The organism is Bradyrhizobium sp. B097 (assembly GCF_038957035.1).
Taxonomy (GTDB): domain Bacteria; phylum Pseudomonadota; class Alphaproteobacteria; order Rhizobiales; family Xanthobacteraceae; genus Bradyrhizobium.
Genome location: NZ_CP152412.1, coordinates 97,813 through 122,426, shown reverse-complemented (window position 1 = coordinate 122,426; position 24,614 = coordinate 97,813). Strand labels below are relative to the sequence as shown.

Sequence of the window (24,614 nt, the reverse complement as noted above, 5' to 3'; positions counted from 1 at the left end):
TTCTGCGTCCGAAACTCAGGTGTGTCCATGAAAGCCATCCTCTGCTCGCAATACTGTCAACCCGACGATCTCGTGCTGGCTGACGTGCCCGATCCGGTGGCGGGTCCCGGCGAAGCCGTGATCGCGATCAAGGCGGCGGCGCTGAATTTCTTCGACATCCTGATGATCCAGGGCAAGTACCAGATCAAGCCGCCGTTCCCGTTCTCGCCGGCTGCCGAAGTCGCCGGCGTGATCGAGAGCGTCGGCGCCGGCGTCACCGATCTGAAGGTCGGCGACCGCGTCGTTGCGTCATGCGGCCATAACGGCGCGCGCGACAAGATCGCGCTCCCTGCGAATTCGATCGTGAAGATTCCCGACAATCTCGATTACGACCGCGCTGCCGGCATCATCATCATCTACGGCACCGCGCTGCATGCGCTGGAAGATCGCGCGAGCCCGAAGCCGGGCGAGACGCTCGCGGTGCTCGGCGCTGCCGGCGGCACCGGCCTCGCCGCGTGCGAACTCGGCAGGCTGACGGGCCTGAAGGTGATTGCCTGCGCATCGTCGGACGAGAAGCTCGCCTTCGCCAAGCAGCACGGCGCCGAGCTGACGCTGAACTACGCCAAGGAAGATCTGAAAGAAGGCCTGCGCAAGCTGACCAACGGCAAGGGCGCCGACATCGTGTTCGATCCGGTCGGCGGCTCTTATGCCGAGGCCGCGCTGCGCTCGACCGCATGGGAAGGCCGCTTCCTGGTGATCGGCTTTGCCGCCGGCGACATCCCGAAGATTCCGCTCAACCTCGCGCTGCTGAAGGGCTGCGACATCCGCGGCGTGTTCTGGGGCGCGTGGGCGCGGCTGAACCCGGAGAAGAACCGCAAGAACCTCGAGAAGCTCGTGCAGTGGACCGCGGAAGGCAAGATCTCCTCGCATGTCGACCGCACCTTCCCGCTGTCGCAGACCGCGGAAGCCTTGAAGGTACTCGCCGGCCGCAAGGCGATGGGCAAGGTGATCCTGCATCCGGGAAGCTGAGGACGGGCGACCGCGCGCGTCGCCCTATCACCGTCACCCCCGCGCAAAGGCTCCGCCTTTGTCGCTGGAGGAGCGCGCCCTTGCGCGCTTCTCGAAGGGTCGACGGCCACCGGCGCGGCCGTGCATCCTTCGAGGCTCGCTCCGCTCGCACCTCCAGCGACAACGGCTTAGCCGTTGCGCGGGGATGACGGATCGAGAGCGTCGTAGCCCGGATGGAGCGAAGCGAAATCCGGGGCCGCTCGATCGAATGGTGAGAAAGACCCCGGATTACGCTTCGCTTCATCCGGGCTACTATTCCGCGCTTTCCGGCACCCCGCGCTTCAGCGCGGCGCGCGCGGCTTCGCGGTGCTCCGGGGTGATGTGGCTTGCCACCATGCGGATCGCGGTTGCGAGCACGGCGGCATCGTCGGTGAAGCCGAGCACCGGCAGCATGTCCGGGATGAAATCGAACGGCAGGATGAAATAGGCGATCGCGCCGAGCAGCGCCGCCTGCACATGGCGCGGCGTCTGCCGGTCGAAGGCGCAGTAATAGGCGGCCAGCAGATCCTCGGCGAACGGCAGCCGCGCCACCACTTTCTTGAACTTGATCCAGAAGCGGCGGCGCACGCTTTCCGGGTCCTGCGCCAGCCGGTCGGCAGGCCCGAATCCCACGCCGGTGTCGGTCGATGGCATCGCCAGGTTCCCTTCGGCGCCGCGCGACGGATCGGCGGCGGACGATGCGAATCTGGTGATGTCGGCCAACCGGCGCAAGGTTGGGCGCAGCCGGGTCAGTTGACCCCGAGCTGCCTCGCGATCGCGTTCATGGCCTTGGCGAGGTCGATATCGCGCTTGGTCACCCCGCCGACATCGTGGGTCGCCAGCACGACCTCGACCGTCTTGTAGACGTTCTTCCATTCGGGGTGATGGTCGCTCTTCTCGGCGACCAAAGCGGCGCGCGCCATGAAGCCGAAGGCCTCGTTGAAGTCCTTGAACACGAAGGTCTTTGCGATAGCCTCGCGTCCGGCCAGCTCCGACCAGCCGGCCAGTTCCCAAAGCGCGGCCTTCCTTGCTTCCGCTGACAGCCTTTCGACCATGGCAACCCTCCCGTTTGACGCCGACCTTAGCCTAACAACCGGCCTCCGGGGTGGGATCCACGCCGAAATTAAGGCCGAAATAGCGTCCTATCGCCGCTGGTAACCATGACGGAGATGTAACATCTGTGGGGTCAGGAATTTGCTACAAATGCAGAATGTGTGCGCGTTGGTAGTTTTGCGAGATTGAGCCCCGACGATTGTTTGCGAGATCGATGACAGACGGCTCCGCCAGCATATCGCCCAAGCCGCTGCGCTCTGCAAAGCGACGGCTGATGTTCGTCTTGATCGCCGGCGCGCTTGCCATCGTCGGCGCGATGGCCGCCGGGTATTATTTCGCGGTGCGTCCGGTGACGCTGCGGATCGCGGTCGGCCCCGCAAGCAGCGACGACCTCAAGGTCGTGCAGGCGCTGGCGCAGGCCTTCAACAACCAGCAGCACACCCAGGTCAAGCTGCGCCCGGTGCAGACCGACGGCGCCACCGCCAGCGCGCAGACGCTGGCCGACGGCAAGGCCGATCTCGCCATCATCCGTGGCGACCTCGAGGTGCCAAAGAATGCGCAGGCGGTCGCGACCTTGCGCAAGAACGTCGTGGTGATGTGGGTGCCGCCCGCAGCCAAGGGCAAGAGCCGCAAGGCCGCAAAGATCACCAAGATCGCGCAGCTTGGCGGCCGCAAGATCGGCGTCGTCGGCCGCACGCCGGCCAACGTCAATCTGCTGAAACTGATCCTGCAGCAATACGGCGTCGACCCGATGAAGGTCGAGATCGTGCAATTCCCGGCCAATGAAGCGGTCGAGGCCATCAAGAACCTGAAGGCCGATGCCTATCTCGCCGTCGGCCCGGCCAACAGCAAGCTCACGATCGATGCGATCACGGCGTCGACCAAAGACGGCGGCGAGCCCACCTTCCTGCCGATCGATGCGTCCGAGGCGATCGCGCAGAACCATCCGGCCTATGAGGCCGCGGAAATTCCCGCCGGCTCGCTCGGCTCGGCCGACCGGCCCGACGACGAGGTGAAGACGATCAGCTTCTCGCACCACATCGTCGCGCGAAAGGGCCTGTCGGACGCGACGGTCGCGGCATTCACGCGGCAATTGTTCGCGATCCGGCAATCGCTCAAGAACGATTTTCCGCTCGCTGCCAAGATCGAGACGCCCGACACCGACAAGGACGCCACCATCCCGGTGCATCCGGGCGCGGCGGCCTTCGTCGACGGCGAGGAAAAGACCTTCCTCGACCGCTACAGCGATTACATCTGGTGGAGCCTGATGGCGTTCTCGGCGATGGGCTCGGCCGGCGCGTGGTTCGCCGGTTATCTCAAGCAGGACGAGCGCAACACCAACACCTCGCAGCGCGAGCGCCTGCTGGAGATGCTGAAGACCGCGCGGCAGAGTGATTCGACCGACGAGCTCGACCAGCTGCAGGCGGAAGCCGACGACATCCTGCGCCACACGCTCGACTGTTTCGAGCATGGCGCGATCGAGGAAGGCACGCTGACCGCGTTCAACATCGCGCTCGAGCAGTTCCACAACGCGGTGGCCGACCGCAAGGCGCTGCTGCTCAGCATGCCGCAGAATTTGCAGCGGACCGCGAGCCAGTTCAGGGCCGCGGGGACGGCGTAGAAGCATCGCCACTCTATCCACGAACTCCCTTCGCCTCTCCCGCTTGCGGGGGAGGCCGACGCGCTCGTCAGAGCGCGGCGGGTGGGGGCTCTCCCCGCGATACGACTCGTGGAGAGAGCCCCCACCCCACCCTCCCCCGCAAGCGGGAGAGGGAGCCCGACAGACGTGCTCGCCTCACACACCCTCCCTGTAATCTCTCCGTCATGGAATTTTTCTAGGTCTGTGCTCACCCGCGGCGCATTGTCGCTGTGACCTGAGGAGGCTCCCCATGACGATCCGGTTCTCGCGAAATCTGACCCGCCGCCGCTTTCTCTCGACGGCTGCTGCGGCCGGCGCCGGCGTGATCGCGATGCCTCATCTGTCGCGCGCGGCCGACCGCCCCGTGATCACCCATGGCGTGCAGTCCGGCGATGTCGGCGTCGACGGCGGCGTGGTGTGGGCGCGCGCGGACCGTCCCTCGCAGATGATGGTCGAGGTCGCGACGTCAGACTCGTTCAAGAATGCCCGCGCGCTGCCGCCGATCACGGCGCTGCCGGAAAGCGACTTCACCGCAAAAATGCTGCTGGAGAATCTGCCCTCCGGCCAGGACATCTTCTACCGCGTCCGCTTCCGCGACCTCGCCCATATCGACGTTGTCGGCGAGCCCGTGGTCGGCCGCTTCCGCACCGCGCCGAGCGACCGCCGCGACGTCTCCTTCGTGTGGGGCGGCGACGTCGCCGGTCAGGGCTGGGGCATCAACCCCGACGACGGCGGCATGATCACCTTCGCCGCGATGAAGAAGCACAATCCGGATTTCCTGCTGCACTCCGGCGACACCATCTACGCCGACGGCGTGATCTCCTCCGAAGTGAAGCTTCCCGACGGCAAGATCTGGAAGAACATCACGATCCCGGAGAAGGCCAAGGTCGCCGAGACGCTCGACGAATACCGCGCCGCGCACAAATACAATTTCCTCGACGGCAATCTGCGCGCCTTCAATGCCGAGGTGCCGATCTTCGTGCAGTGGGACGACCACGAGGTGACCAACAACTGGTCGCTGTCGAAGCAGCTGCCGGCCGCCTACAAGGAGCGCGACATCAACGTGCTCGCCGCGCGCGCGGCAAAAGCCTTCCACGAGATGTATCCGATGCGCGAGAGCATCGTCGAGCCGGGCCGCGTCTATCGCACGCTGAGCTACGGCCCGCATCTCGACGTGTTCATGCTCGACGAGCGCAGCTATCGCGGCCCCAACGGTCCGAATCTGCAGGAGACCTACGGCCCCGACGCCTATTTCATCGGGCCTGATCAGATGGCCTGGCTGAAGCGCGCGCTGCTCAACTCGCGCGCCACCTGGAAGGTGATCGCCTCCGACATGCCGCTGTCGCTGATCGTCTATGACGATGCCGCCAACAAGAAGGGCTCGGAAGCCTTCGCGCAGGGCGACGGCCCGGCGCGCGGCCGCGAGCTCGAGATCGCCGACATCCTGCGCTTCATCAAGACCGCCGGCATCGCTAACACGGTGTGGCTGACCGCGGACGTGCACTATGCGGCTGCGCACTACTACAACCCGAACAAGGCCCAGTTCCAGGAGTTCGATCCGTTCTGGGAGTTCGTCTCCGGCCCGCTGCATGCGGGCACATTCGGTCCGAACGAGCTCGACAACACGTTTGGTCCCGAGGTGAAGTTCGTCAAGGCGCCGGGCGAAGCCAACCAGAACCTGCCGCCGTCGGCCGGCATGCAGTTCTTCGGTCACGTCAAGATCGACGGCAAGAGCGGGCAGATGACGGTGAGCCTTCGCGACCGCGTCGACGCCGAGCTGTGGGCGATCACGCTCGATCCGAAGCCGGTGTAATCAGGTCGCAGCCGCGACGGAACCACCTCCCCGTGCTGAACGCCCTTGCCCCAAGGCAGGGGCGTCGCGATTGACGGGGGATGGACGCGACCTGCCTCTTCCGGTACCTCTATCAGAGCCGTTATGCTGGGGGCCCGGAGGGGCGGAGCATGAGGCGCTGCGAATTGATTCGCGTGCTCGGTGGCATCGTCGTGGGGCTTCGGCCGCACCGTTTGCTTGTCGTCGCGATCGCTGTGTTCGCGCTGCTGCCGATCGAGATCAGCGATGCCGGCTGGCTGCCTGATCTCTTCAAGAGCTCATCGAAGCATCCCAAAGCGCCAAGGCGCGCGAAATCGGCAAAGCCGGCCAGATTGGCAAGGCACCACGCGCCATCAAAGCCACGCGCCACGCGGCTTGCCGCCCTTGGGCCGGTCGCCCTGCCGCCTTCCGCTTCAAAGCCGGCCTCAGCCAAATGCGATCCCTCGACATTGCGGATCGTTCTCGACGTCGGACATACCGCTGAATCGGAAGGCGCGATCAGCGCACGCAACGTCGCCGAGTTCGCCTTCAACCTGCGCCTTGCGCGGCTGATCGAGGAGAAGCTGAAGGCCGAAGGCTTTGCCGAAACCAGGCTGCTGCTGACCGAAGGCAAGGCAAGGCCCAGCCTGTTCAGGCGGGTTGCCGCCGCCAACAATCTGCACGCGGATCTCCTGCTGTCGATCCATCATGATTCCGTGCCCAACAAGATGCTCGAGGACTGGGAATTCGAGGGCAAGAAACGCCACTTCAGCGACCGCTTCAGCGGCTACTCGGTGTTCGTCTCCCGCAGCAATCCGGACTTCGAGACCAGCCTGCTGTTCGCCGAGCTGGTCGCCAGGGAGTTGAAGGCCGAGGGGCTGCAATATGCCGAGCAATACAGCCAGCCCATCATGGGCCACGACCAGCATCCCCTGCTGAACAAGGACACCGGCGTCTACAGCTACGATAAGCTCATCGTGCTGCGAAAAACCGCGATGCCCGCCGTCCTGCTGGAGGCGGGATCGATCATCAACCGGGACGAAGAACTCAAGATGGACTCGCCCGAGCGTCGCAACGCGATCAGCAGCAGCGTCGCCTCTGCCGTCAAGGAATTCTGCGAGCCGCGATGGGCGCTCCTCGGTCCGCTCTGACCGCCGAGCGATCGGCTCAGCCCGGTTTGCCGGCCTTGATCTCCGCGAATTTGGCCAGCGCCTGTTCGAACTTGGGGCTGAAGAGCCACATCGCGTCGAGGATTTCGCGGAAGCTCGCGGATGTCCTTGCCCTGTCGGCCCGACCGAAGGCGAAGATGCTGTTGTTGCGCAGATATCCCATGATCCTGGGCTCGGAAATTCTGTAGTTGACGAGGTCGCCTGATTTCAGGGCTGACCTGGTCGGGCTGGGAATGATCTGGATGAGCTCGAAGAGCTTCATCTGATCGATCGGATTGGGCAGGGCCTTTGCGATCGCCGGGACCTGCGGGAAAATATCCGCGTGCTGGTTCATGAGCGCATCGCGCACCGCGGTCCAGTGATTGAACCGGTGATCGAGATTGCCGACGCGCGCTTCTTCCATGTCGTCGCGACGGCCGAGCGCAGGATCGAGGGCCGCGATCGATGGCTTGATGGCGGCCCACTTCTTTCGACCATTGCGATCTTCGGACGGACCGGTCTGCAGGCTGCCCTTGTAGGTGTTCGACCGCGCATTCCCGGCATTCTGCTTGCCGCTTGTCTCGGCAAAGAACAGGCCGAGGCTGATCCGGCCGGCGGCAGCGGCGCCAACGGCATCCAGGCCCCTGGCGCGCGCGATCACCGTCGCCAGGTCGACCACGTCCTTGAACGGCGTCTCGGAGCTTTGCGCGTTCGCGGGCGGCGCCTCCATCACATCGAACAGCTTCCTGTACTCGTCGAGCAGCGGCTCATTGTCGGCGTCGAAATAGGCCGGCGGGATTCCGAATCGGTTGGGTTTTCCAATCCTGGACGGAAGCGCATCGGTGAGATCCTTGTAGGCGCTCATCATCTCGACACGGGCAAGGTAGATGGCCTGGCCCGGCAGGTCGGGCAGCGGCTGACGGGAATCGATCTGCGCGCGCCGCTGGCGCAGGATCGAGACGAAGTTCTTCAGGGCATTGTCGTAAGTCTTGAGCGCGGCCGATTGCTCGCTCGTGAGCGCGGCCGGCTCGGCGATGGCCGGCGACACGAAACCGATGGCGACAGCCGAGGCCAGCGACGACAACGCCACAGCGGCCATCGGATGCGTTGCAACCGGCGCGAGGAGCAGCCCGAGAGAGAGCGCCGCTGCGGGCGCAGCGGCAGATGTCCTGATCGCCATGACGGCTTCCCGATGCCTGTGCGTCGCCGAATCCGATAGATCGGATGGTAGACGACGAACGCACCGACGGCGAGGCCGAAGCCCGCCGATCGGTCAGTGTCCGTTTTTCAGCGCGGCTTCCAGCGCTTCGCTCGAACACGGCTTGGTCAACCGCGGCTTGCCGGCGAGCGATTCCGGCAGCCTGATATCAGCGCCATAACCCGTCACGAACGCGAAGGGCACCTTCAGCGCATCCAGCCGCTCGGCGATCGCGAAGGTCTTCTCGCCCCTGACGAGGCCGACGTCGAGCAGCGCGAAATCCGGCGCGCGCTCGGCGATCAATTCGAGCGCGCGGGCGACGTTCGCAGCGGTGCGCACCGTCCGGGCGCCGAAGCCCAGGATGGTGTCCTCGAAATAGAGCGAGATGATCGGATCGTCCTCGACCACGAGAACGTCACCGGGCATGCCGGCATTGGGAGCGGATTCCATGGCTCGGTGTCCATTGCTTCGATGATGGATGAGAGGACCGGATCAGTCCGGCCGGATGGCCCGCGACCGGCGCCCGAAAGCACGCCGGTTGTTCCCGGGATGAAACCCATCACATCGTAAGCTGCCGCGTCTGTTCACTAGTGCACATAAAAGCTGGAACTTCTTCAATATGGTCCGCGTTGGCTCTGCAGGATTTCCCAATGATTGCGAAACGGACCGATGTGGCCGGGACGAATGACCGGCCGTTCAACAACCTGTTGCGCCGGCTCAATGCCGCCGACTACGCATTGATCGCATCGCATCTTGCGATGGTCGAGGCGGCGGCCGGCGATCTGCTCTACAATCCCGGCGACGACGTCCAGATCGTGCATTTCCCATGCGGACCGAGCCTTGCGTCCTACCTGGTGGCCAACGAGGACGGCCGCGACGTCGAGACCATCCTGGTCGGCCGCGAGGGCGCGGTCGGCGGCATCGTCAGCCAGGGATTCCTGCCGGCCTATACCCGCATCACCGTCAAGTTCGGCGGGCCGTTCGTGCGGCTGCCGATCAGCAAGCTCGACGCCGCCAAGCTGACGTCGATCTCGGTGCGCAACATCTTCGCGCGCTATGCCGACTGCATGTTGGCGCAGATCTTCCAGTCGACCGCCTGCAATGCGATCCACTCGATCGAGCAGCGCACCGCGAAATGGATCATCTCGGCGATCGAGCGCACCAATGGCGATGGCGTGGTGCCGCTGACGCATGAGCAGCTCTCGACCCTGCTCGGCGTCGGCCGCAGCTACACCAGCCGCGTGATCCAGAACTTCAAGGCGGAGGGCGTGCTGGACACGCGCCGCGGCGCGATCGTGATCCGCGACCCGGACAAGCTCAAGCTGCGCTCCTGCCTGTGCAACGACGCAGTGAAGGATCACTTCGAGGAAGTGCTGCGCGGGGTGTATCCGAGCGAGGACAACCCGGCGAACTGATGCCCTGGCTCACCTCGCCCCGCTTGCGGGGAGAGGTCGGATTGCATCGCCAGATGCGATCCGGGTGAGGAGGTACAGGTCTCACCGCGGTCAGAACTCGGCGAGAGAGCGAGCTTCGCTCGTCTCGAGCCCGTAAGAACGGGGAGAGGGAGGACAGCTATCGCGGACCGCGAAAATCACGCTACACTCGCTTCATGAGTGGGGCTGAACTTCACGCCGTTTTCGACGTCGCAGCATGGTGCGCGGCGGCCATCGCGATGTGGTGGCTATCGCGGGTGCGGGGGCTGCAATTCCCGCGGCAATCCTTCGAGCTGACGTATATCGCCGCGCTGGTGTTCGGCGCCGGCATCGGCGCCTACATCTTCGGGACGTTGAACCTGTGGTTCTCGGGCATATCTGGCATCGCCCGCTCGGTCGAGGGCGCGCTGGCCGGCGGCATCGTCGCGATCGAGCTCTACAAATGGCTGCACGGCATCTCGCTGCGCACCGGGGCGCGGTTTGCGCTGCCGCTTGCGGTCGGCGTCGCGGTCGGCCGGCTCGGCTGCTATTTCGCGGGGCTCGAGGATTTCACCTATGGCACGCCGACCGCACTGCCCTGGGGCCATGATTTCGGCGACGGCGTCGTGCGCCATCCGGTACAGCTCTATGAAAGCTTGGCGATGGCGGCGTTCGCGGCCTTCTACGTCTGGGCCGTGTTGAACCGCAACGCCGCTGTCATCACCAATGGATTCTACCTCGTGCTGTTCTACTACGGCCTGCAGCGCTTCGTGTGGGAGTTCATCAAGCCCTATGGCGCGCTGATCGGCCCGTTCTCGCTGTTCCACCTGCTGTCGCTGTTTGTCATGGTTTATGCCGCCGTCATGCTGGCGACGGCCCCGAATGTGAGCTTGAAGCATGAACGCGCCGCTGCGTAAGTCCCGCCCTTACATCTTCTGGGGCCAGACCCAGTCGCTTTGCGAGACCTGCCTGACCCTGGTGCCGACCAAGATCCAGATATCAGGCAACGAGGTCTGGTACGAGAAGCGCTGCAAGCAGCACGGCGTGCAGTCGACCTTGGTCTCGACCGATGCGGCCTATTGGCGGCTGTGCAAGGATTTCATCAAGCCCGGCGACCGGCCGCTGGCCTTCCAGCGCCACACCGAATTCGGCTGTCCCTATGATTGCGGGCTATGCCCGGACCACGAGCAGCACTCCTGCCTGGCGCTGATCGAGATCACCGAGCACTGCAACCTGACCTGCCCGGTGTGCTTTGCGGAGTCCTCGCCGGCACGCTTAAGCTTCACGCCGCTGGCGAAGATCGAGAAAATGCTCGATGCGCTGGTGGCGAGCGAGGGCGAGCCCGACCTGGTGCAGATCTCGGGCGGCGAGCCGACGCTGCATCCGGATTTCTTCGCCATTCTGGACGCGGTGCGTGCCCGCCCGATCCGTCACGTCATGATCAACACCAACGGCCTCAGAATCGCGCGCGAGCCCGACTTCGTGGCGAAGCTCGCCGAGAACAAGCGCGGGCTGGAAGTCTATCTGCAGTTCGATTCGCTGAAGCGCGAGGCGCTGGTCAATCTGCGCGGCGCGGACTTACGCAAGATCCGCCAGCAGGCGCTGGAGAATCTCGAGCGCCACGGCGTCTCGACCACGCTGGTCGCGACCATCAAGCGCGGCGTCAACGACGCCGAGATCGGCGACATCGTCCGCCACGCGCTGACCTGGACATGCGTCCGCGGCGTCACGCTGCAACCGGTGCAGGACGCCGGCCGCAACCAGGATTTCAACAAGGACACCGACCGCATCATGCTGTCGGAGATCCGCCGGCGCGTGATCGAAACCGGGGTGTTCGGCGACAAGGATATGATCCCGCTGCCGTGCAATCCCGAGAGCATCTCGATCGGCTATGGCCTGCGCAACGGCGACAAGGTGCTGCCGCTGACCTCGCTGATCCCGCAGGAACAGCTCATCGCCGTGATGCCCAACACGATCAGTCCGGAGAAATATCCGGTGCTGCGGGAGAAGTTCGTCGATTTGTTCTCGCTGTCGTCGGGGCCGCTCAACACCTCTGAGCGGGTCTGCGAATTGCTGTGCTGCCTGCCGAGCTTCGAGGTGCCGGACGGCCTGACCTACGAGAGCGTGTTCCGCGTCACCATCGTGCAGTTTCTCGATCGCTTCAACTTCTGCGTCGGCAACGTCAAGCGAAGCTGCATCCACTTCGTCACCGAGAGCGGCGCGATCATCCCGTTCGACACCTACAATCTGTTCTATCGCAATGGGCTGATCGACGGCATCCGCGCAAGCCTGGCGGGGCAGACCTATCGCGAGGCACGGCAAGGTGAGGAGGTGCCAAGGTGAGCGACGACGACCGCCCCATCAATCCGGACGGATCTCCGCCCTCGCTGCCTCCGCCGCTCCCACCGCAACGTGGCGGCTGCGCTACCGCGTTCATGGTGCTGTTCGGGCTGATCCTGCTGCTGCCCGGGCTCTGCGCCCTCCTGTTCGGGTTCGGCGTTTTGAGCGAGTCGAAGACCGATCCCTCCATTCTCTTCCTGATCCTGCTCGGGCTCGCGGTCTGCTTTGCCGGCGTGATGCTGATCCGCGCCGCGATCAAGGGGAGCTCATGAGCAATTCCGACCCGCCCCCGCCAACAGAGCCGCCGTGGCGAGAGCCGCGCCTGCCGCCTGGCTGCGCGATTTTCATGCTGATCGTCGGGGTGCTGCTGCTGGTCCCGGGCGCCCTCTGCGTGGTCCTCAGTGTTACTCTGGGTGGGTCCAACGACCCGATCACCGGGCTCGCGGTGCTGGTGACGCTTGGCGGGCTCGGGCTGATTGTGTTCGCGCGGGCGCAGAAGCGAGGCTGAATCGGCCCCGAAAAGCCCCTCAAAACCGGCTTCCGGAGCGAAAATCAGGCACTTGAACCGCCAATAAACCGTTGTTTTTTGGCGTTTTCTGACTATATTGCGCCGCAACGCGCAAGGTGCCCGGTCCTCTGACCGGGCTTCCTTTTTGGGGTGATGCGTCCCCGTCAAATTTCTTGGGTATGAGCGTGATCCGGGCCCCGATTGGGCCACGTGAGCGAGCGGCCGGCCAAACTGGTCCGGCGAGATCGCGCATCTAACCATTGCACGACCAGAAGAAGAGCCATGAACCTTCGTAACGTCGCCATCATCGCCCACGTCGACCACGGCAAGACCACGCTCGTCGATCGCCTGCTGCAGCAATCCGGGACCTATCGCGAGAACCAGAAGGTCACCGAGCGCGCCATGGACTCCAACGATCTGGAGCGCGAGCGCGGCATCACCATCCTGGCCAAGGCGGCCTCGGTGCAGTGGAAAGATACCCGCATCAACATCGTCGACACCCCCGGCCACGCCGATTTCGGCGGCGAGGTCGAGCGCATCCTCAACATGGTGGACGGCGCGCTGGTGCTGGTCGATGCCGCCGAGGGCCCGCTGCCGCAGACCAAATTCGTGGTGTCGAAAGCGCTCAAGGTCGGACTGAAGCCGATCGTCGTGATCAACAAGGTCGACCGCCCCGACGCACGCCCGACCGAAGTCATCAACGAGGTGTTCGACCTGTTCGCCGCACTCGATGCCTCCGAGGAGCAGCTCGACTTCCCGATCCTGTACGGGTCGGCCAAGCAGGGCTGGATGGGCGACAGCCCGGAAGCTTCGCATGACGCCGGCATGCAGCCGCTGTTCGACCTGATCGTGCGCCACGTCGCGCCGCCGAAGGTCGAAGAGGGCCCGTTCCGCATGATCGGCACCATCCTCGAAGCCAACCCCTATCTCGGCCGCATCATCACCGGCCGCATCTCATCGGGTTCCATCAAGCCGAACCAGGCCGTGAAGGTGCTTGGCGCCGACGGCAAGACCATTGAGCAAGGCCGTATCACCAAAATCCTCGCCTTCCGCGGCATCGAGCGCACCCCGCTGGAGGAAGCCGACGCCGGCGACATCGTCGCGATTGCGGGCCTCACCAAGGGCACCGTCGCCGACACCTTCTGCGATCCCAGCGTCGAGGCGCCGCTGACCGCGCAGCCGATCGATCCGCCGACGGTGTCGATGTCGTTCATCGTCAACAACTCGCCGCTTGCCGGCACTGAAGGCGACAAGGTGACCTCGCGCATGATCCGCGACCGCCTGCTGCGCGAGGCCGAGGGCAATGTCGCGCTGCGCGTCGTCGAGGCCGCCGACAAGGATTCGATGGAAGTCTCCGGCCGCGGCGAATTGCAGCTCGCGATCCTGATCGAGACCATGCGCCGCGAGGGTTTTGAGCTCTCGGTGTCGCGCCCGCGCGTCGTGCTGCAGAAGGACGAGGCGACCGGCGCCTGGCAGGAGCCGATCGAGGAGGTCGTGATCGACGTCGACGAGGAGCATTCCGGCGTCGTCGTACAGAAGATGAGCGAGCGCAAGGCCGAGATGATCGAGATGCGCCCGTCCGGCGGCAACCGCCTGCGGCTGGTGTTTTACGCGCCGACCCGCGGCCTGATCGGCTACCAAGGCGAACTGCTCACCGACACCCGCGGCACTGCGATCATGAACCGCATCTTCCACGGCTATGCCGCCTACAAGGGTGAGATCCAGGGCCGCCGCAACGGCGTGCTGATCTCCAACGACCAGGGCGAAGCGGTGGCCTATGCGATGTTCAAGCTGGAAGATCGCGGCCCGATGATGATCGAGCCGGGCTGGAAGGTCTACAAGGGCATGATCGTCGGTGAGCACACCCGCGACAATGATCTCGAGATCAACGTGCTGAAGGGCAAGCAGCTCACCAACATCCGCACCACCTCGAAGGACGAAGCGGTGCGCCTGACGCCGCCGATCCGCATGACCCTGGAAAAGGCGCTGGCCTATATCGAGGACGACGAGCTCGTCGAGGTGACGCCGAAGTCGATCCGGCTGCGCAAGAAGCATCTCGATCCGAACGACCGCAAGCGCGCCGAAAAGGCCAAGGAAGCCGTAGCGTAAGCCCCATCTGTCGTGCCCCGGCTTGACCGGGGCACCCAGTACGCCGCGGCCTATCGGCTCTATCATCGCCGTCTCGGCAATACTGGATCACCCGCATTCACGGGTGATAACAGTTATGCGCGTGGTGACTTCAGGCGTCTTTCCAGACGTGCTAGAGCCGGGACATGAGTTCCCTTCCCTCCACGGTCGATGTTGCCGTCATCGGCGCCGGCGCTGCGGGCCTCGGCGCCGCGCATGCGCTGAAGGGCACCGGCCTTTCCAGCATCGTTCTGGAAGCCCGCGACCGCCTCGGCGGCCGCGCGCATACGATCCAGGCCGCGCCTGACGTGGTGTTCGACGTCGGCTGCGGCTGGCTGCACTCGGCCGACCAGAACAGCTTCGTCGGCATCGCCCAGCAGCTCGGCTTCGAGCTCAACAAGGACCTGCCGCCGTGGCGCGAGCGCGCATATGGCAAGGCATTCCCGCAGGCTGACCGCGACGCGTTCATGCTTGCGCTCGACCAGTTCTACGATCGCATCGAGCAGGCCGCGCACGGCGGCATGGACGCATCCGCCGATCGCTATCTCGAGCCCGGCAACCGCTGGAACCCGATGATCGATGCGATCTCGACCTATGTGAACGGCTGCGAGCTCGACCAGCTCTCGATCCTCGACTTCGACGCCTATGAGGACAGCAACGTCAATTGGCGCGTCAAGCGCGGCTATGGCGCGCTGGTCGCGGCCTATGGCGAACAAGTATCGGTCGCGCTGAACTGCGAGGTCCGGCTGATCGATCACTCCGGCAAGCGCCTGCGCATCGAGACATCGCGCGGCACACTGGAGGCGGACAAGGTGATCGTCACCGTGCCGACCAATCTGATCGGCGACGAGGCGATCCGCTTTTCGCCGGCGTTGCCCGACAAGCTCGATGCCGCGCGCAGCCTGCCGCTCGGCCTTGCCGACAAGGTGACGCTGGCACTCGCCGAGCCCGAGGCGCTGCCCAAGGAAGGCAACCTGCGCGGCGCCACCATGCGCACCGAGATGGGCACCTATCACATCCGCCCGTTCGGCCAGCCCTGCATCGAAGGCTTCTTCGGCGGACGTTTTGCGCGAGAGCTCGAAGATGCCGGCGACGGCGCGATCGCCGCCCACAGCATCGACGAGATCGTTTCCTTTCTCGGCAACGATTTCCGTCGCAAGCTGAAGCCGCTCAGCGAATCCCGCTGGGCGCACGACCGGTTCGCCCGCGGCTCCTACTCGCACGCTCTGCCCGGTCACGCCGACAAGCGCGCCGTGCTGGCCGCACCGGTCGACGGCCGGCTGTTCTTCGCCGGCGAAGCCACCTCGCCGCATTTCTTCTCGACTGCGCATGGCGCGCGGGACAGCGGGGAGAGGGCGGCGAGGGAAGTGGTGGCTGAGTTGACGCGCAAATAGCAGCATCGTCATTGCGAGCGGAGCGAAGCAATCCATACTGCCACAGGCGGAGAGATGGATTGCTTCGCTCCGCTCGCAATGACGGCGGAAACTATTCCAACACCCTCGCCCGCATGTCGGCATCCGGCACGAAACACGTCTCGTACTTCCCGAAGATCTTGTAGCGGTTGCGCGCGATGAGGCTGTAGACCGCGTCGCGCAGCGGCTTCGGGACCTTAAACAGCACGCGGGTCCATCCCCAGCCGGGCAGATGACTCAGCACCGTCAGTGCGGCGTCCGACTTCATCCAGGCGATGCCGCCATGGACTACGGCGTTGGTGTCGGGATCGTCGGGGTCGATGCCGAAAGTCTTTGCCAGCCGCGTGCCGTAGTCGGACTGGATCGGCGTGAAGCGAAAGCGGCGCGTTGTGTCGCGGGCGATGACGAAGCGAACCCAGCGTGAGCAGAAGATGCAGACGCCGTCGTAGAGGATCACGTCGTCATCCGGCCACTTGCTCATCTTGATTTCCTTCGACGCGTTTTCTTCACGCGAACCGGTTCCCACTTCGCTCGAAAACGCTATCGGTTATCCAACATCAGCAACGCGACCAGCATCAGCACGATTGCAGGCCCGGTCTTCACCAGCGCGCCGAGCGGCTCGATCCAGAGATCGGGCGTCAGGATCGCCGATCCGGCCATGTAGCCGAGCGAGGCGATGATGCCTGCAACAAGACCGAACGCCGCGGTGCGGCGGAAGGCGATCAGCACACCGATGCTCATGTCCATCAGGCTGGTCAAGACCGTCACCGGTCCGATCAAGGCAGGCGGGAAATGATGCGCGCTCAGCATGCCGGCCGCGGCGTGGTAAGAGATGACCAGCGCAATGAAGCCGGACGCGACCCAGAACAGCACGAGGCTTGCGAAGATCAGCGCCTTGATCAGGAACAGCCGCGCGAACCATTTGTCCTGGATGGTCGCCGGGCGGCCGCCGACGGCTTGCGCGATGGTCTTCGGCACGATGCCGGTCGCGGTCATCCAGGCTGTGGGATCGCCGGTGACGCCGCGGCGCAATTCGGCGATCGCATTGGAGCGCAGCGGTGGCATCCAGCCGAGGCGGCTTGTAAGATCGCCGAGACGGGCGCCGAGATCGATCAGGAACGACGGCGTCGGAAGGCGGACATATTTCGTTGTGCCGAACGACCAGCGGAACTGGGCGATGACGCCGCCGAGCACGATCGGTTGCGGCTGCATCAGATCCCATGTCACCGATCGCACCGCTTCATCGGCGACATCGCGCGCCGCGAGCCATGCGATGGTCGCCGCGATATCCTCGACCGCAACCGGCTGGAACGGCGTCGCGGCCTCGTCGGCCGGCAAATCGACCGGCAGCGCCGCCAGCGCGCGCAGCATGGCGCTGCCGCCATATGCCGATGGCGCGATGACAAAGCCCGGGCGCAGGATCGCGTAGGCGATGCCGGACGCGGCGATCAGCCGTTCGGCCTCGCGCTTGGTGGTGCTGAAGGCCGTGCGATCCTCGTTGGCGGTGCCGGGAATCGAGATGTGCACGAGACGGATGGCGCGGTGGCTGTCGCTGACAGCCTGCAACAGCCGCGCCACGAAGTCGCGATGCACCGCGCGGGTGTCGCTGCCCGGACCATCCTGCAAAACGCCGAGGCAATTGACGACAATGTTCGCCTCGTACGCGCGAAGCAGTTGCGTCAGCGCCGCGGCATCCATCGACATCACGGGAAGCTCGAGGTCGGCCGCGCTCATCTTTTGTGCAGGCGTGAAATGCCGCGCGATCCCGATCACATGAAAGCCGCGCGCCCTCAGATCGTCGGTGATGGTGCGCCCGATCAATCCCGACGCGCCGATCACGAGGATGTTGTGTGATGCGTCGTCACTCATGGGGACAGGATCATGCTCTAAAATGGCTTCGCGATCATCAGCCACAGGACGATCATCACCGACCCGAAGCCGGGAATCCCGAACAGGAACCAACGGCGAAACAGCGCATCGTAGCGCGGCGGCAGCGGAAGACCTTTCTCGGCGGCCGCCTGCGCGAGGTCGCGCATCTCCATCTGCATGAAGATGACGGGAACCCAGAACGCGCCGGCCAGCGCGTAGAGCGCCAGCGAAACCAACAGCCAGCGTTCGGTCAGGCTTGTGGCCGACAGCATCATGAGCAGTCCGCCGCTCACCGGCTGCAGCAGCACGGCGCTCAGCGTGAAGATCATGTCCGCGATCACGACGGTCGACGCCGTGCGCGCGATGAAGGCCGCATCATGCGTGCGATGCGCCGCCAGCATGAAGAAGGCGATGCCGGTCCCGGTGCCGAGGATCACGATGGCGCCGAGCACATGCAGATATTTGATCAGGAAGTAGAGCGTCATCGCAGTCCGCTCGCGATCAGGCCGGTCCCGGCGCGCAACAATACCGCCGCAGCCATAGGCCGGGTACGCGCGGAAATCCACTGCGGCGGCGCGGCCGCAGAACGCGCGACGCAACCACGTTGCGACTGGATTCGCTCGCAAAATTCCCGCGGCGAATCAGCTCCGAACGGCCTTTTCCCGATCTGCGGCATTGTCATCCAGCGCTCGCGATCCACGCTTTGCACAGGCCAGGATCGGCGATCGGTCGCTTGAGCCCGGCGAGTGTCCTCTTTCGGTACAAGTTTTCATGACACTGATGCAAAAAATCCACAGGTTAACCGATAATTAACGATGGACCTTGAAGGCGGCCCTCCGACTTGCTTTGATTACATGCATGAGCACAACGCTAATCGAGGTCCGGCCGGCCAAAGCTGCAGACGCAGCCTCGGTGGCGTCTACCCATGACGAAGCCTGGCGCTCGGCGTATCAGGGAATCATCCCCGGCGCCGAACTCGAAAAGCTGATCAATCGCCGTGGCCCGCAGTGGTGGGACAGCGCCATCCGCAAGGGCAGCCGCGTCAGCGTGCTGGTGTTCGGCGACCGGATCGCGGGCTACGCCAATTACGGCCGCAACCGCGCCCGCAGCCTGCATTTCGAAGGCGAGATCTACGAGCTCTACCTGCGGCCGGAATTCCAGGGCCTCGGCTTCGGTCGGCGCCTGTTCGCCGCAGCCCGCCGCGACCTCCTGCAGAGCGGCCTGAAGACCATGGTGATCTGGGCGCTCTCCGACAACGAGCCGGCGACCGAGTTTTACCGCGCACTGGGCGGCCGCATGGTGGCGCGCTCCTCGGAGCGGTTCGGGCCGAAGTCGCTCGACAAGGTCGCTTTCGCCTGGAGCAACTGAAAATCCTGCTTCTCTCGCAGCTGCAGCAAGGCTAAACAGCCTGAGCGTTTGCGCGCGACGGCCAGCCCGGCCCCAAGGCCGGGTCTGATGCTGTTTCGCGGCCTGGCGGCGCCAAGCAAAAAATCACATCGTTCACAACTTCCAAAGGCCACGCGGAGCAATCCATGCGTATCGACGCCATATCGATCGGAAAAAATCCGCCCCACGACGTCAACGTCATCATCGAGGTTGCCGTCGGCGGCGAGCCCATCAAGTACGAGATGGACAAGGAGGCCGGCACACTGGTGGTGGACCGTTTCCTCTACACGCCGATGCGCTACCCCGGCAATTACGGCTTCATCCCGCACACGCTGTCGGGCGACGGCGATCCCTGCGACGTGCTGATCGTCAACACCCGCGCGATCGTGCCGGGCGCCGTGATGAGCGTCCGCGTGGTCGGCGTGCTGCTGATGGAAGACGAGGCCGGCGGCGACGAGAAGATCATCGCAGTGCCGTCGTCGAAGCTGACCCAGCGCTACGACAAGGTGCACAACTACAGCGACCTGCCCGACATCACGCTGCAGCAGATCCAGCACTTCTTCGAGCACTACAAGGATCTCGAGAAGGGCAAGTGGGTGAAGGTGCTGCGCTGGGGCGACGCCGACGAAGCCCGCAAGCTGATCCTCGAAGGCATCGAGCGCGCGAAGAAGAAATAGGGAAGGACTGAAGTCCTTCCGCCTTCTCCGTCATTGCGAGGAGCGTAGCGACGAAGCAATCCATAGTTCCGCGAATGCTGCGCGATGGATTGCTTCGCTTCGCTCGCAATGACGGCCTAGAGATCTTTGCGCTTGCTCACACCGCCGGCGTCGGCAGGCCGGCAATCGCGCAGGCGGCGCGCAGCGTGTTGACCAACAGGCACGCCACCGTCATCTGCCCGACGCCACCAGGCACCGGCGTGATCGCGCCGGCGACGTTGAGTGCTTCCTGGAATGCGACATCGCCGACCAGCTTCGGCTTGCCGCCGGTAACCGGAATGCGGTTGATCCCGACATCGATCACGGTCGCGCCCGGCTTCAGCCAGTCGCCGCGCACCATCTCGGGCTTGCCGACCGCGGCATAGACCAGATCGGCCTGGGCGCAGAGCTTCGGCAGATCGCGCGAGCGCGAATGCGCGATCGTCACCGTCGCGTTCTCGTTCAGCAGCAATTGCACCAGCGGACGGCCGACCAGATTGGAGCGGCCGATCACGATCGCGTTCATGCCCTCGAGCGAGGGGTGCACGCTCTTGGTCAGGATGATGCAGCCGAGCGGCGTGCAGGGCGACAGCGCGGCAAGGCCGCCGGCGAGCCGGCCGGCATTGTTCGGATGCAGGCCATCGACGTCCTTCGCCGGGTCGATCGCATTGATGATGGTCTCGGTGTGCAGCGATTTCGGCAGCGGCAGCTGCACCAGGATGCCATGCACCTTCGGATCGCGGTTGAGCTGTGCGATCAGCGCCAAGAGATCGGCCTGCGACACGTCCTCCGGCAGCTTGTGCTCGAACGAGGCCATGCCGGCTGCCTGGGTCTGGGTGTGCTTGCTGCGGACGTAGACCTCGCTCGCCGGATCATGGCCGACCAGCACGACGGCGAGCCCCGGCGTGAGCGCATGGTCGCGCTTGACGCGGGCGACCTCGTCGGCGACGCGGGCGCGAAGTTCGGCGGCGATGGCTTTTCCGTCGATGATGCGGGCAGTCATGTCAGTCCCTTGTTTCCTGCTTGGTCAGCTTCCTCAGCGTTTCGCCAAGCCCTTTCGGGTCGCCGTCGACCGCCACCTGCTTCAGCCGGGAGGTGGCGCCGGACAACAGCTTCACCCTGGCCTTGGGCACGCCGAGCGCCTTGGCCAGCAGCTCGGTCACCGCACGGTTGGCCTCGCCGCCTTCGGCAATGGCGCGCACCCGCACCTTCACCACCGAGCGGCCGTTGGCCAGCGTCTCGATCCCGTCGATGTCGTCGCGGCCGCCGCGCGGCGTCACGCGCAACGCGATGCTGATGCCCCCGGTGGAATAGCGCCAAGGATCCATCGCCAGGGCTCCATCAGCAAGGGTCGATCGCGAGGGATCAGATCACGTTGGGGTAGATGTAATAGGCGATCACCCGCTGGATGAACATGATGATCAGGATCACGATGATCGGCGAGATATCGAGCCCGCCCAGATTCGGCATCACGTTGCGAATCGGCCGCAGCACCGGCTCGGTGATCCGGTACAGGAACTCGGCCACCGCGGAGACGAACTGGTTGCGCGTGTTGACCACATTGAAGGCGATCAGCCAGGACAGGATGGCGGAGGCGATCAAGAGCCAGACATAGAGGTCGAGGACGATGATGACGATGTCGAGAACAGCGCGCATTTGATGGGGGCTCGCGGGTGGGACGACCAGGTGAAGCGCTACGAGACCGGACTGAACCGCCAGCGCGCTTCTCGTTTGAGCAGGATCTTCTCGGAAAACCGCTACGTACTTTCGCTGGCGCAGCCCGCCGGGTCCAGATCATGCTCTAAATATCGGTTCATCCCCCCGCAAACAAGGGAAGTTCCCGGCGGGACGGCCGAAAACCGTTGTTTCACCGTTCTTGACTTGACCTTGGGCGGGACTGTAAATGGCGCCCGACTGACGGCCGGGATACTCAGCAACACCCGGCCGCAATGGGGCCATAGCTCAGCTGGGAGAGCGCGTCGTTCGCAATGACGAGGTCGGCGGTTCGATCCCGCCTGGCTCCACCACGCTTCGCCCTTCGGGCTACGCGTGGCGCAGCCGCGCAGAGCCCGAAGGGTGAAGCGTGGTGTCCGGCGAAGCCCAAAGGGCGAAGACGGACCTTATCGTCCCCGGCCCCCTCCCCTCACGTCCCCGTAAACCTTGGCGGGCGCTTCTCGACAAAACTCGCGACGCCTTCCCTGAAATCGTTACCCTTGAGCGCGATCAGCATTTCGCGGTTGGCGTCGATGGTGGCTTCGGCGAGCGACTGGAACGGCACGTCGTAGACCTGGCGCTTGATGACGGCGATCGCGCTCGGCGAGACGAAATCGGCGAGATCGCGGGCATAGGCATAGGTTTCCTCGCGCAGCTTCTCCGGCGCAGAGAGCCGGTTGACGAGGCCGATGCGCAGCGCCTCCGCAGCCGACACGCGCCGCGCCGACATCAACAGATCGAGCGCGTTGGCGTGACCGACGATGCGCGGCAGCATCCAGCTGATGCCGTGCTCGGCGATCAGGCCGCGCCGCGCGAAGGCGGTGGTGAACACTGCGCTGTCGGCCGCGAAGCGCAGGTCGCAATACAGCGCGTGGACCAGGCCGATGCCGGCGGTGGCACCGTTGAGCATGGCGATCACGGGTTTCTTGATGGCGGGGTAGTAGGCGTAGCGCGTCTGCCAGTCGGCACGGCGGTTCATATCGAACGGAATGTTCTCGCCGCGCCTGACCTCGTTCGGATCGATCCCCTTCAACGCTTCCATGTCGGCGCCGGCGCAGAAGCCGCGGCCCGCGCCGGTCAGCACGATGACGCGAACATTGTCGTCATTGGCCGCCGTCTCCATCGCGTGGCGCACGTCGCGCTCCATGATCGCGGTCCACGCATTCATGCGGTCGGGGCGGTTGAGCGTGATGGTCGCGATCCTGTCGCTGACCTCATAGAGGATGTGTTCGTAGCTCACGACGATCTCCCTGTGCCTCGTTGTTATTGATACGCGCGGCGATGCGGGCCGCGCGCGGCAGCCGCGGCAAGACTAGCACATCCCTACAAATGAAAAGGCGGCGCGAAATTCCGCGCGGCGGCTATTCCGCGGCCTGCAGCATCACCGGCCGCGGCACGCGCGCGATCCAGCCGTCGATGAAATGCTTCAGCCAGGCGCGCTCGGCGGCATCGTGCACGGCGCGCTCGGCGAAGTGCAGATGACCCGGCTGCGCGCCCGGCGAATCCATCCGCGCGCAACCGCGCGTGGTCCAGCGATGCATCATCGCGTAGGTCACGTCGGGATGAAATTGCAGACCGAAGGCGTTGCCGAACTGGAACGCCTGCACCGGGAAATCATCGCCCGCCGCGAGCAGGTCCGCACCCGCGGGCAATTGAAAGCCCTCGCCATGCCAGTGATAGACCCGCGCCGGCCAGTCCGGGCACAACGCGCGGCCGGCCTCGGTCGGCCGCACCGGGTAATAACCGACCTCGACGCGGCCTTGCGGATGCGGCGCGACCTTGGCGCCGAGTTGCCGCGCCAGCATTTGCGCACCGAGGCAGATGCCGAGAAACGGACGTTGCTCGCGCAGCGGCACTGAAATCCAGTCGATCTCGCGTCGCACATAGTCGTCGGGATCGTTGGCGCTCATCGGACCGCCGAAGATCACCGCGCCGGCATGCGCCTCGAGCGTGTCGGGCAGCGCATCGCCGAAGCGCGGGCGGCGGATATCGAGCGGGTAGCCCAGCGCGCGCAGGGCGTTGCCGATCCGGCCGGGGGTCGATGTCTCCTGATGCAGGACCACCAGCACCGGCCGCAGCGACGCCTGGTCCGCCGGCGTGACCGCGGCCGGCCTTCGGCTCGCGAAGGGCACCACGACACGGCTTTGGTCAGACCGGAACAACATTGCCTCTGCTTAAAGTTTCGGCACGTAAGGTACGATCATAGCTAAGTGGTCGTTAACATCGTGTGAGTTTGCGCACACCCATGCGAAGCAAATCGCGGGCCAGAAACAGGCCTAACGGCGATGAACGGGCTTTTTCGGGTGAGGCTAGCGCTTGCGGAGCTGAAATCCGCCGACCGCGGTCAGGATGAAGGAGCGCGGAAACAGCCGGAGCAGGAACGGCACCATTTTGATGAAGGCGCCGGGCAGCACGGCGCGCTTGTTGGCCATCAGGCCGCGATAGGCCTGGCGGGCGACCTCGGCCGGCGCGACGTTGAGGATGGCGGAATCGAATCCGGGGGCAAAGCCGGCGCGGTCCTGGAATTCGGACGGCACGGGACCCGGGCAAACCACGGTGACGCGCACGCCCTTCGGTGCCAGTTCACAACGCAACGCCTCGGAGAACGAGAGCACATAGGCCTTGCTGGCATAGTACACGGCCATGCCGGGGCCCGGCAGGAATCCGGCGATCGAGCCGAGATTGAGGATGCCGCCGCGGTTGCGGATCAGCTGATCGGCAAAGCGCAGCGTCAGGTCGGTCAGCGCGCGGATATTGAGGTTGATGATATTGAGCTGCTCGGCGCGGTCGCGCTCGATCGCGAGGCCGAACAGGCCGAAGCCGGCATTATTGACGAGATATTCGACCTCGACCCCGGCATCGGTCAGGGCCTGCGCGATCCGCTCGCCGGCATCGGTCTGCTGCAGATCGCAGGCAATCACGATCGGCGCCGCGCCGCCCTTGGCCTCGAGCTCGTCGGCAAGCGTCTTCAGGCGATCGGCGCGCCGCGCCACCAGCGCCACGCGGTGACCATTCGATGCAAACACGCGCGCCAGTTCGGTGCCTATGCCCGCCGATGCCCCGGTTATCAGCGTCACACGCTCAGTCACGTTTCAAACTCTTACTGCAAATTCTAGTGAGGTCCCCAACGGGGCGACGAGAGCATAGGGATGCGGTGTGACGCAAGCCGCGTATGGGCTTGTGGATAGCGGCGGGGCCGCTGGTTTCGTGACGAAACGACCGATTTTCAGTCGGATCGCCCACAATCGCGGCGGACATTAAAATTTCGTCATGCGCAG

26 protein-coding genes and 1 tRNA gene are annotated in these 24,614 nt (G+C 64.7%); 14 read left to right on the top strand and 13 right to left on the bottom strand.

Translation table 11 applies throughout. From position 1 onward, the window contains the following. Positions 1 to 27: 27 nt before the first annotated feature. Positions 28 to 1,008: an NADPH:quinone oxidoreductase family protein gene (locus AAFG07_RS00605; protein ID WP_342725550.1), complete on the top strand. Its 981-nt coding sequence runs from the start codon at positions 28 to 30 to the stop codon at positions 1,006 to 1,008. 291 nt (positions 1,009 to 1,299) lie between these two features. Here AAFG07_RS00605 and AAFG07_RS00600 read toward each other — a convergent pair whose 3' ends face one another. Both AAFG07_RS00600 and AAFG07_RS00595 read right to left on the bottom strand, forming a co-directional pair. Continuing rightward, a complete protein-coding gene (locus AAFG07_RS00600; RefSeq protein ID WP_342729412.1) occupies positions 1,300 to 1,680 on the bottom strand; it encodes a YkvA family protein in 381 nt (126 codons plus the stop codon). Positions 1,681 to 1,775: 95 nt separating this feature from the next. Then, entirely contained in the window at positions 1,776 to 2,081 is a 306-nt protein-coding gene (locus AAFG07_RS00595) for a 4a-hydroxytetrahydrobiopterin dehydratase (protein WP_229185893.1), read from the bottom strand. Between the two features lie 212 nt (positions 2,082 to 2,293). Here AAFG07_RS00595 and AAFG07_RS00590 point away from each other — a divergent pair, with 212 nt between their 5' ends. From AAFG07_RS00590 to AAFG07_RS00580, 3 genes are all read left to right on the top strand, one after another. Then, the gene (locus AAFG07_RS00590) at positions 2,294 to 3,700 is read left to right on the top strand and encodes a TAXI family TRAP transporter solute-binding subunit (RefSeq protein WP_342725549.1); all 1,407 of its coding nucleotides are present in this window, start codon (positions 2,294 to 2,296) and stop codon (positions 3,698 to 3,700) included. A 268-nt stretch (positions 3,701 to 3,968) separates the two neighbouring features. Next, the gene (locus tag AAFG07_RS00585) at positions 3,969 to 5,531 is read left to right on the top strand and encodes an alkaline phosphatase D family protein (RefSeq protein ID WP_342725548.1); all 1,563 of its coding nucleotides are present in this window, start codon (positions 3,969 to 3,971) and stop codon (positions 5,529 to 5,531) included. 149 nt (positions 5,532 to 5,680) lie between these two features. Further along, positions 5,681 to 6,679, top strand: a complete 999-nt coding sequence (locus tag AAFG07_RS00580) for an N-acetylmuramoyl-L-alanine amidase (protein ID WP_342725547.1) — start codon at positions 5,681 to 5,683, stop codon at positions 6,677 to 6,679. Between the two features lie 16 nt (positions 6,680 to 6,695). Here the strand turns inward: AAFG07_RS00580 and AAFG07_RS00575 are convergent, their stop codons facing one another. After that, a complete protein-coding gene (locus AAFG07_RS00575; RefSeq protein WP_342725546.1) occupies positions 6,696 to 7,856 on the bottom strand; it encodes a hypothetical protein in 1,161 nt (386 codons plus the stop codon). A 93-nt stretch (positions 7,857 to 7,949) separates the two neighbouring features. Then, on the bottom strand, positions 7,950 to 8,324 hold the full coding sequence (locus AAFG07_RS00570; protein ID WP_342725545.1) for a response regulator: 375 nt from the start codon (positions 8,322 to 8,324) through the stop codon (positions 7,950 to 7,952). Between the two features lie 200 nt (positions 8,325 to 8,524). Between AAFG07_RS00570 and AAFG07_RS00565 the strand changes: the two genes are divergently transcribed. The 7 genes from AAFG07_RS00565 (at position 8,525) to AAFG07_RS00535 (ending at position 15,655) form a co-directional block, all read left to right on the top strand. After that, positions 8,525 to 9,289: a Crp/Fnr family transcriptional regulator gene (locus AAFG07_RS00565; protein WP_342725543.1), complete on the top strand. Its 765-nt coding sequence runs from the start codon at positions 8,525 to 8,527 to the stop codon at positions 9,287 to 9,289. 194 nt (positions 9,290 to 9,483) lie between these two features. Beyond that, positions 9,484 to 10,203, top strand: a complete 720-nt coding sequence (locus AAFG07_RS00560; protein ID WP_342725542.1) for a prolipoprotein diacylglyceryl transferase family protein — start codon at positions 9,484 to 9,486, stop codon at positions 10,201 to 10,203. Then, positions 10,184 to 11,629, top strand: coding sequence for a radical SAM protein (locus AAFG07_RS00555; protein ID WP_342725541.1), 1,446 nt, complete (start codon positions 10,184 to 10,186; stop codon positions 11,627 to 11,629). The genes AAFG07_RS00560 and AAFG07_RS00555 overlap by 20 nt, the downstream gene beginning before the upstream one ends. Then, positions 11,626 to 11,898 carry a hypothetical protein gene (locus tag AAFG07_RS00550; RefSeq protein WP_342725540.1) on the top strand — a complete coding sequence of 91 codons (273 nt, stop codon included), beginning with the start codon at positions 11,626 to 11,628 and terminating at the stop codon, positions 11,896 to 11,898. Before AAFG07_RS00555 ends, AAFG07_RS00550 begins: the two co-directional genes overlap by 4 nt. Continuing rightward, complete coding sequence (locus AAFG07_RS00545) at positions 11,895 to 12,134, top strand: hypothetical protein (RefSeq protein ID WP_342725539.1); 240 nt, start codon at positions 11,895 to 11,897, stop codon at positions 12,132 to 12,134. The genes AAFG07_RS00550 and AAFG07_RS00545 overlap by 4 nt, the downstream gene beginning before the upstream one ends. A 282-nt stretch (positions 12,135 to 12,416) precedes the next feature. Then, a complete protein-coding gene (gene typA / locus AAFG07_RS00540; RefSeq protein WP_298370832.1) occupies positions 12,417 to 14,243 on the top strand; it encodes a translational GTPase TypA in 1,827 nt (608 codons plus the stop codon). Between the two features lie 164 nt (positions 14,244 to 14,407). After that, complete coding sequence (locus AAFG07_RS00535; RefSeq protein ID WP_342725538.1) at positions 14,408 to 15,655, top strand: NAD(P)/FAD-dependent oxidoreductase; 1,248 nt, start codon at positions 14,408 to 14,410, stop codon at positions 15,653 to 15,655. 91 nt (positions 15,656 to 15,746) lie between these two features. Here AAFG07_RS00535 and AAFG07_RS00530 read toward each other — a convergent pair whose 3' ends face one another. From AAFG07_RS00530 to AAFG07_RS00520, 3 genes are read right to left on the bottom strand one after another with little or no spacing between them, the layout of a single operon-like run. Continuing rightward, entirely contained in the window at positions 15,747 to 16,154 is a 408-nt protein-coding gene (locus AAFG07_RS00530) for a thiol-disulfide oxidoreductase DCC family protein (RefSeq protein WP_342725537.1), read from the bottom strand. A gap of 59 nt (positions 16,155 to 16,213) precedes the next feature. Next, the gene (locus tag AAFG07_RS00525; RefSeq protein WP_342725536.1) at positions 16,214 to 17,542 is read right to left on the bottom strand and encodes an SDR family oxidoreductase; all 1,329 of its coding nucleotides are present in this window, start codon (positions 17,540 to 17,542) and stop codon (positions 16,214 to 16,216) included. Positions 17,543 to 17,559: 17 nt separating this feature from the next. Next, complete coding sequence (locus tag AAFG07_RS00520) at positions 17,560 to 18,027, bottom strand: DUF2269 domain-containing protein (RefSeq protein WP_342725535.1); 468 nt, start codon at positions 18,025 to 18,027, stop codon at positions 17,560 to 17,562. 373 nt (positions 18,028 to 18,400) lie between these two features. Here AAFG07_RS00520 and AAFG07_RS00515 point away from each other — a divergent pair, with 373 nt between their 5' ends. After that, positions 18,401 to 18,910, top strand: coding sequence for a GNAT family N-acetyltransferase (locus AAFG07_RS00515; RefSeq protein ID WP_194457662.1), 510 nt, complete (start codon positions 18,401 to 18,403; stop codon positions 18,908 to 18,910). A gap of 164 nt (positions 18,911 to 19,074) precedes the next feature. Continuing rightward, a complete protein-coding gene (ppa, locus tag AAFG07_RS00510; protein WP_021078233.1) occupies positions 19,075 to 19,605 on the top strand; it encodes an inorganic diphosphatase in 531 nt (176 codons plus the stop codon). 136 nt (positions 19,606 to 19,741) lie between these two features. Here the strand turns inward: ppa and folD are convergent, their stop codons facing one another. Genes folD through AAFG07_RS00495 form a run of 3 tightly spaced genes read right to left on the bottom strand, consistent with a single transcriptional unit; the run spans position 19,742 to position 21,279 of the window. Continuing rightward, complete coding sequence (folD, locus tag AAFG07_RS00505; RefSeq protein WP_342725534.1) at positions 19,742 to 20,626, bottom strand: bifunctional methylenetetrahydrofolate dehydrogenase/methenyltetrahydrofolate cyclohydrolase FolD; 885 nt, start codon at positions 20,624 to 20,626, stop codon at positions 19,742 to 19,744. A 1-nt stretch (position 20,627) separates the two neighbouring features. Beyond that, on the bottom strand, positions 20,628 to 20,951 hold the full coding sequence (locus tag AAFG07_RS00500) for a DUF167 domain-containing protein (RefSeq protein ID WP_092121274.1): 324 nt from the start codon (positions 20,949 to 20,951) through the stop codon (positions 20,628 to 20,630). A 37-nt stretch (positions 20,952 to 20,988) separates the two neighbouring features. Next, a complete protein-coding gene (locus tag AAFG07_RS00495) occupies positions 20,989 to 21,279 on the bottom strand; it encodes a YggT family protein (RefSeq protein ID WP_212320146.1) in 291 nt (96 codons plus the stop codon). A 295-nt stretch (positions 21,280 to 21,574) separates the two neighbouring features. On the opposite strand from AAFG07_RS00495, the gene AAFG07_RS00490 reads away from it, so the two are divergent. After that, a tRNA-Ala gene (locus AAFG07_RS00490) sits at positions 21,575 to 21,650 on the top strand. Between the two features lie 116 nt (positions 21,651 to 21,766). On the opposite strand, the gene AAFG07_RS00485 is transcribed toward AAFG07_RS00490, so the two are convergent. From AAFG07_RS00485 to AAFG07_RS00475, 3 genes are all read right to left on the bottom strand, one after another. Beyond that, the gene (locus tag AAFG07_RS00485; protein WP_342725533.1) at positions 21,767 to 22,576 is read right to left on the bottom strand and encodes an enoyl-CoA hydratase; all 810 of its coding nucleotides are present in this window, start codon (positions 22,574 to 22,576) and stop codon (positions 21,767 to 21,769) included. A gap of 121 nt (positions 22,577 to 22,697) precedes the next feature. Then, positions 22,698 to 23,501: a glutamine amidotransferase gene (locus AAFG07_RS00480; protein WP_342725532.1), complete on the bottom strand. Its 804-nt coding sequence runs from the start codon at positions 23,499 to 23,501 to the stop codon at positions 22,698 to 22,700. A 144-nt stretch (positions 23,502 to 23,645) separates the two neighbouring features. Further along, positions 23,646 to 24,425, bottom strand: coding sequence for an SDR family oxidoreductase (locus AAFG07_RS00475; RefSeq protein WP_342725531.1), 780 nt, complete (start codon positions 24,423 to 24,425; stop codon positions 23,646 to 23,648). Between the last annotated feature and the right edge of the window lie 189 nt (positions 24,426 to 24,614).

Bases quoted from the DNA above. Each gene is read 5' to 3' on its own strand.
- AAFG07_RS00535 (WP_342725538.1), top strand. From the start codon at position 14,408: ATGAGTTCCCTTCCCTCCACGGTCGATGTTGCCGTCATCGGCGCCGGC.
- AAFG07_RS00530 (WP_342725537.1), bottom strand. From the start codon at position 16,154: ATGAGCAAGTGGCCGGATGACGACGTGATCCTCTACGACGGCGTCTGC.
- AAFG07_RS00480 (WP_342725532.1), bottom strand. From the start codon at position 23,501: ATGTTGTTCCGGTCTGACCAAAGCCGTGTCGTGGTGCCCTTCGCGAGC.
- AAFG07_RS00565 (WP_342725543.1), top strand. From the start codon at position 8,525: ATGATTGCGAAACGGACCGATGTGGCCGGGACGAATGACCGGCCGTTC.
- AAFG07_RS00545 (WP_342725539.1), top strand. From the start codon at position 11,895: ATGAGCAATTCCGACCCGCCCCCGCCAACAGAGCCGCCGTGGCGAGAG.
- AAFG07_RS00520 (WP_342725535.1), bottom strand. From the start codon at position 18,027: ATGACGCTCTACTTCCTGATCAAATATCTGCATGTGCTCGGCGCCATC.
- AAFG07_RS00600 (WP_342729412.1), bottom strand. From the start codon at position 1,680: ATGCCATCGACCGACACCGGCGTGGGATTCGGGCCTGCCGACCGGCTG.
- typA (WP_298370832.1), top strand. From the start codon at position 12,417: ATGAACCTTCGTAACGTCGCCATCATCGCCCACGTCGACCACGGCAAG.
- ppa (WP_021078233.1), top strand. From the start codon at position 19,075: ATGCGTATCGACGCCATATCGATCGGAAAAAATCCGCCCCACGACGTC.
- AAFG07_RS00560 (WP_342725542.1), top strand. From the start codon at position 9,484: ATGAGTGGGGCTGAACTTCACGCCGTTTTCGACGTCGCAGCATGGTGC.
- AAFG07_RS00590 (WP_342725549.1), top strand. From the start codon at position 2,294: ATGACAGACGGCTCCGCCAGCATATCGCCCAAGCCGCTGCGCTCTGCA.
- AAFG07_RS00580 (WP_342725547.1), top strand. From the start codon at position 5,681: ATGAGGCGCTGCGAATTGATTCGCGTGCTCGGTGGCATCGTCGTGGGG.
- AAFG07_RS00575 (WP_342725546.1), bottom strand. From the start codon at position 7,856: ATGGCGATCAGGACATCTGCCGCTGCGCCCGCAGCGGCGCTCTCTCTC.
- AAFG07_RS00525 (WP_342725536.1), bottom strand. From the start codon at position 17,542: ATGAGTGACGACGCATCACACAACATCCTCGTGATCGGCGCGTCGGGA.
- AAFG07_RS00605 (WP_342725550.1), top strand. From the start codon at position 28: ATGAAAGCCATCCTCTGCTCGCAATACTGTCAACCCGACGATCTCGTG.
- AAFG07_RS00585 (WP_342725548.1), top strand. From the start codon at position 3,969: ATGACGATCCGGTTCTCGCGAAATCTGACCCGCCGCCGCTTTCTCTCG.
- AAFG07_RS00500 (WP_092121274.1), bottom strand. From the start codon at position 20,951: ATGGATCCTTGGCGCTATTCCACCGGGGGCATCAGCATCGCGTTGCGC.
- AAFG07_RS00515 (WP_194457662.1), top strand. From the start codon at position 18,401: ATGAGCACAACGCTAATCGAGGTCCGGCCGGCCAAAGCTGCAGACGCA.
- AAFG07_RS00555 (WP_342725541.1), top strand. From the start codon at position 10,184: ATGAACGCGCCGCTGCGTAAGTCCCGCCCTTACATCTTCTGGGGCCAG.
- AAFG07_RS00495 (WP_212320146.1), bottom strand. From the start codon at position 21,279: ATGCGCGCTGTTCTCGACATCGTCATCATCGTCCTCGACCTCTATGTC.
- folD (WP_342725534.1), bottom strand. From the start codon at position 20,626: ATGACTGCCCGCATCATCGACGGAAAAGCCATCGCCGCCGAACTTCGC.
- AAFG07_RS00570 (WP_342725545.1), bottom strand. From the start codon at position 8,324: ATGGAATCCGCTCCCAATGCCGGCATGCCCGGTGACGTTCTCGTGGTC.
- AAFG07_RS00595 (WP_229185893.1), bottom strand. From the start codon at position 2,081: ATGGTCGAAAGGCTGTCAGCGGAAGCAAGGAAGGCCGCGCTTTGGGAA.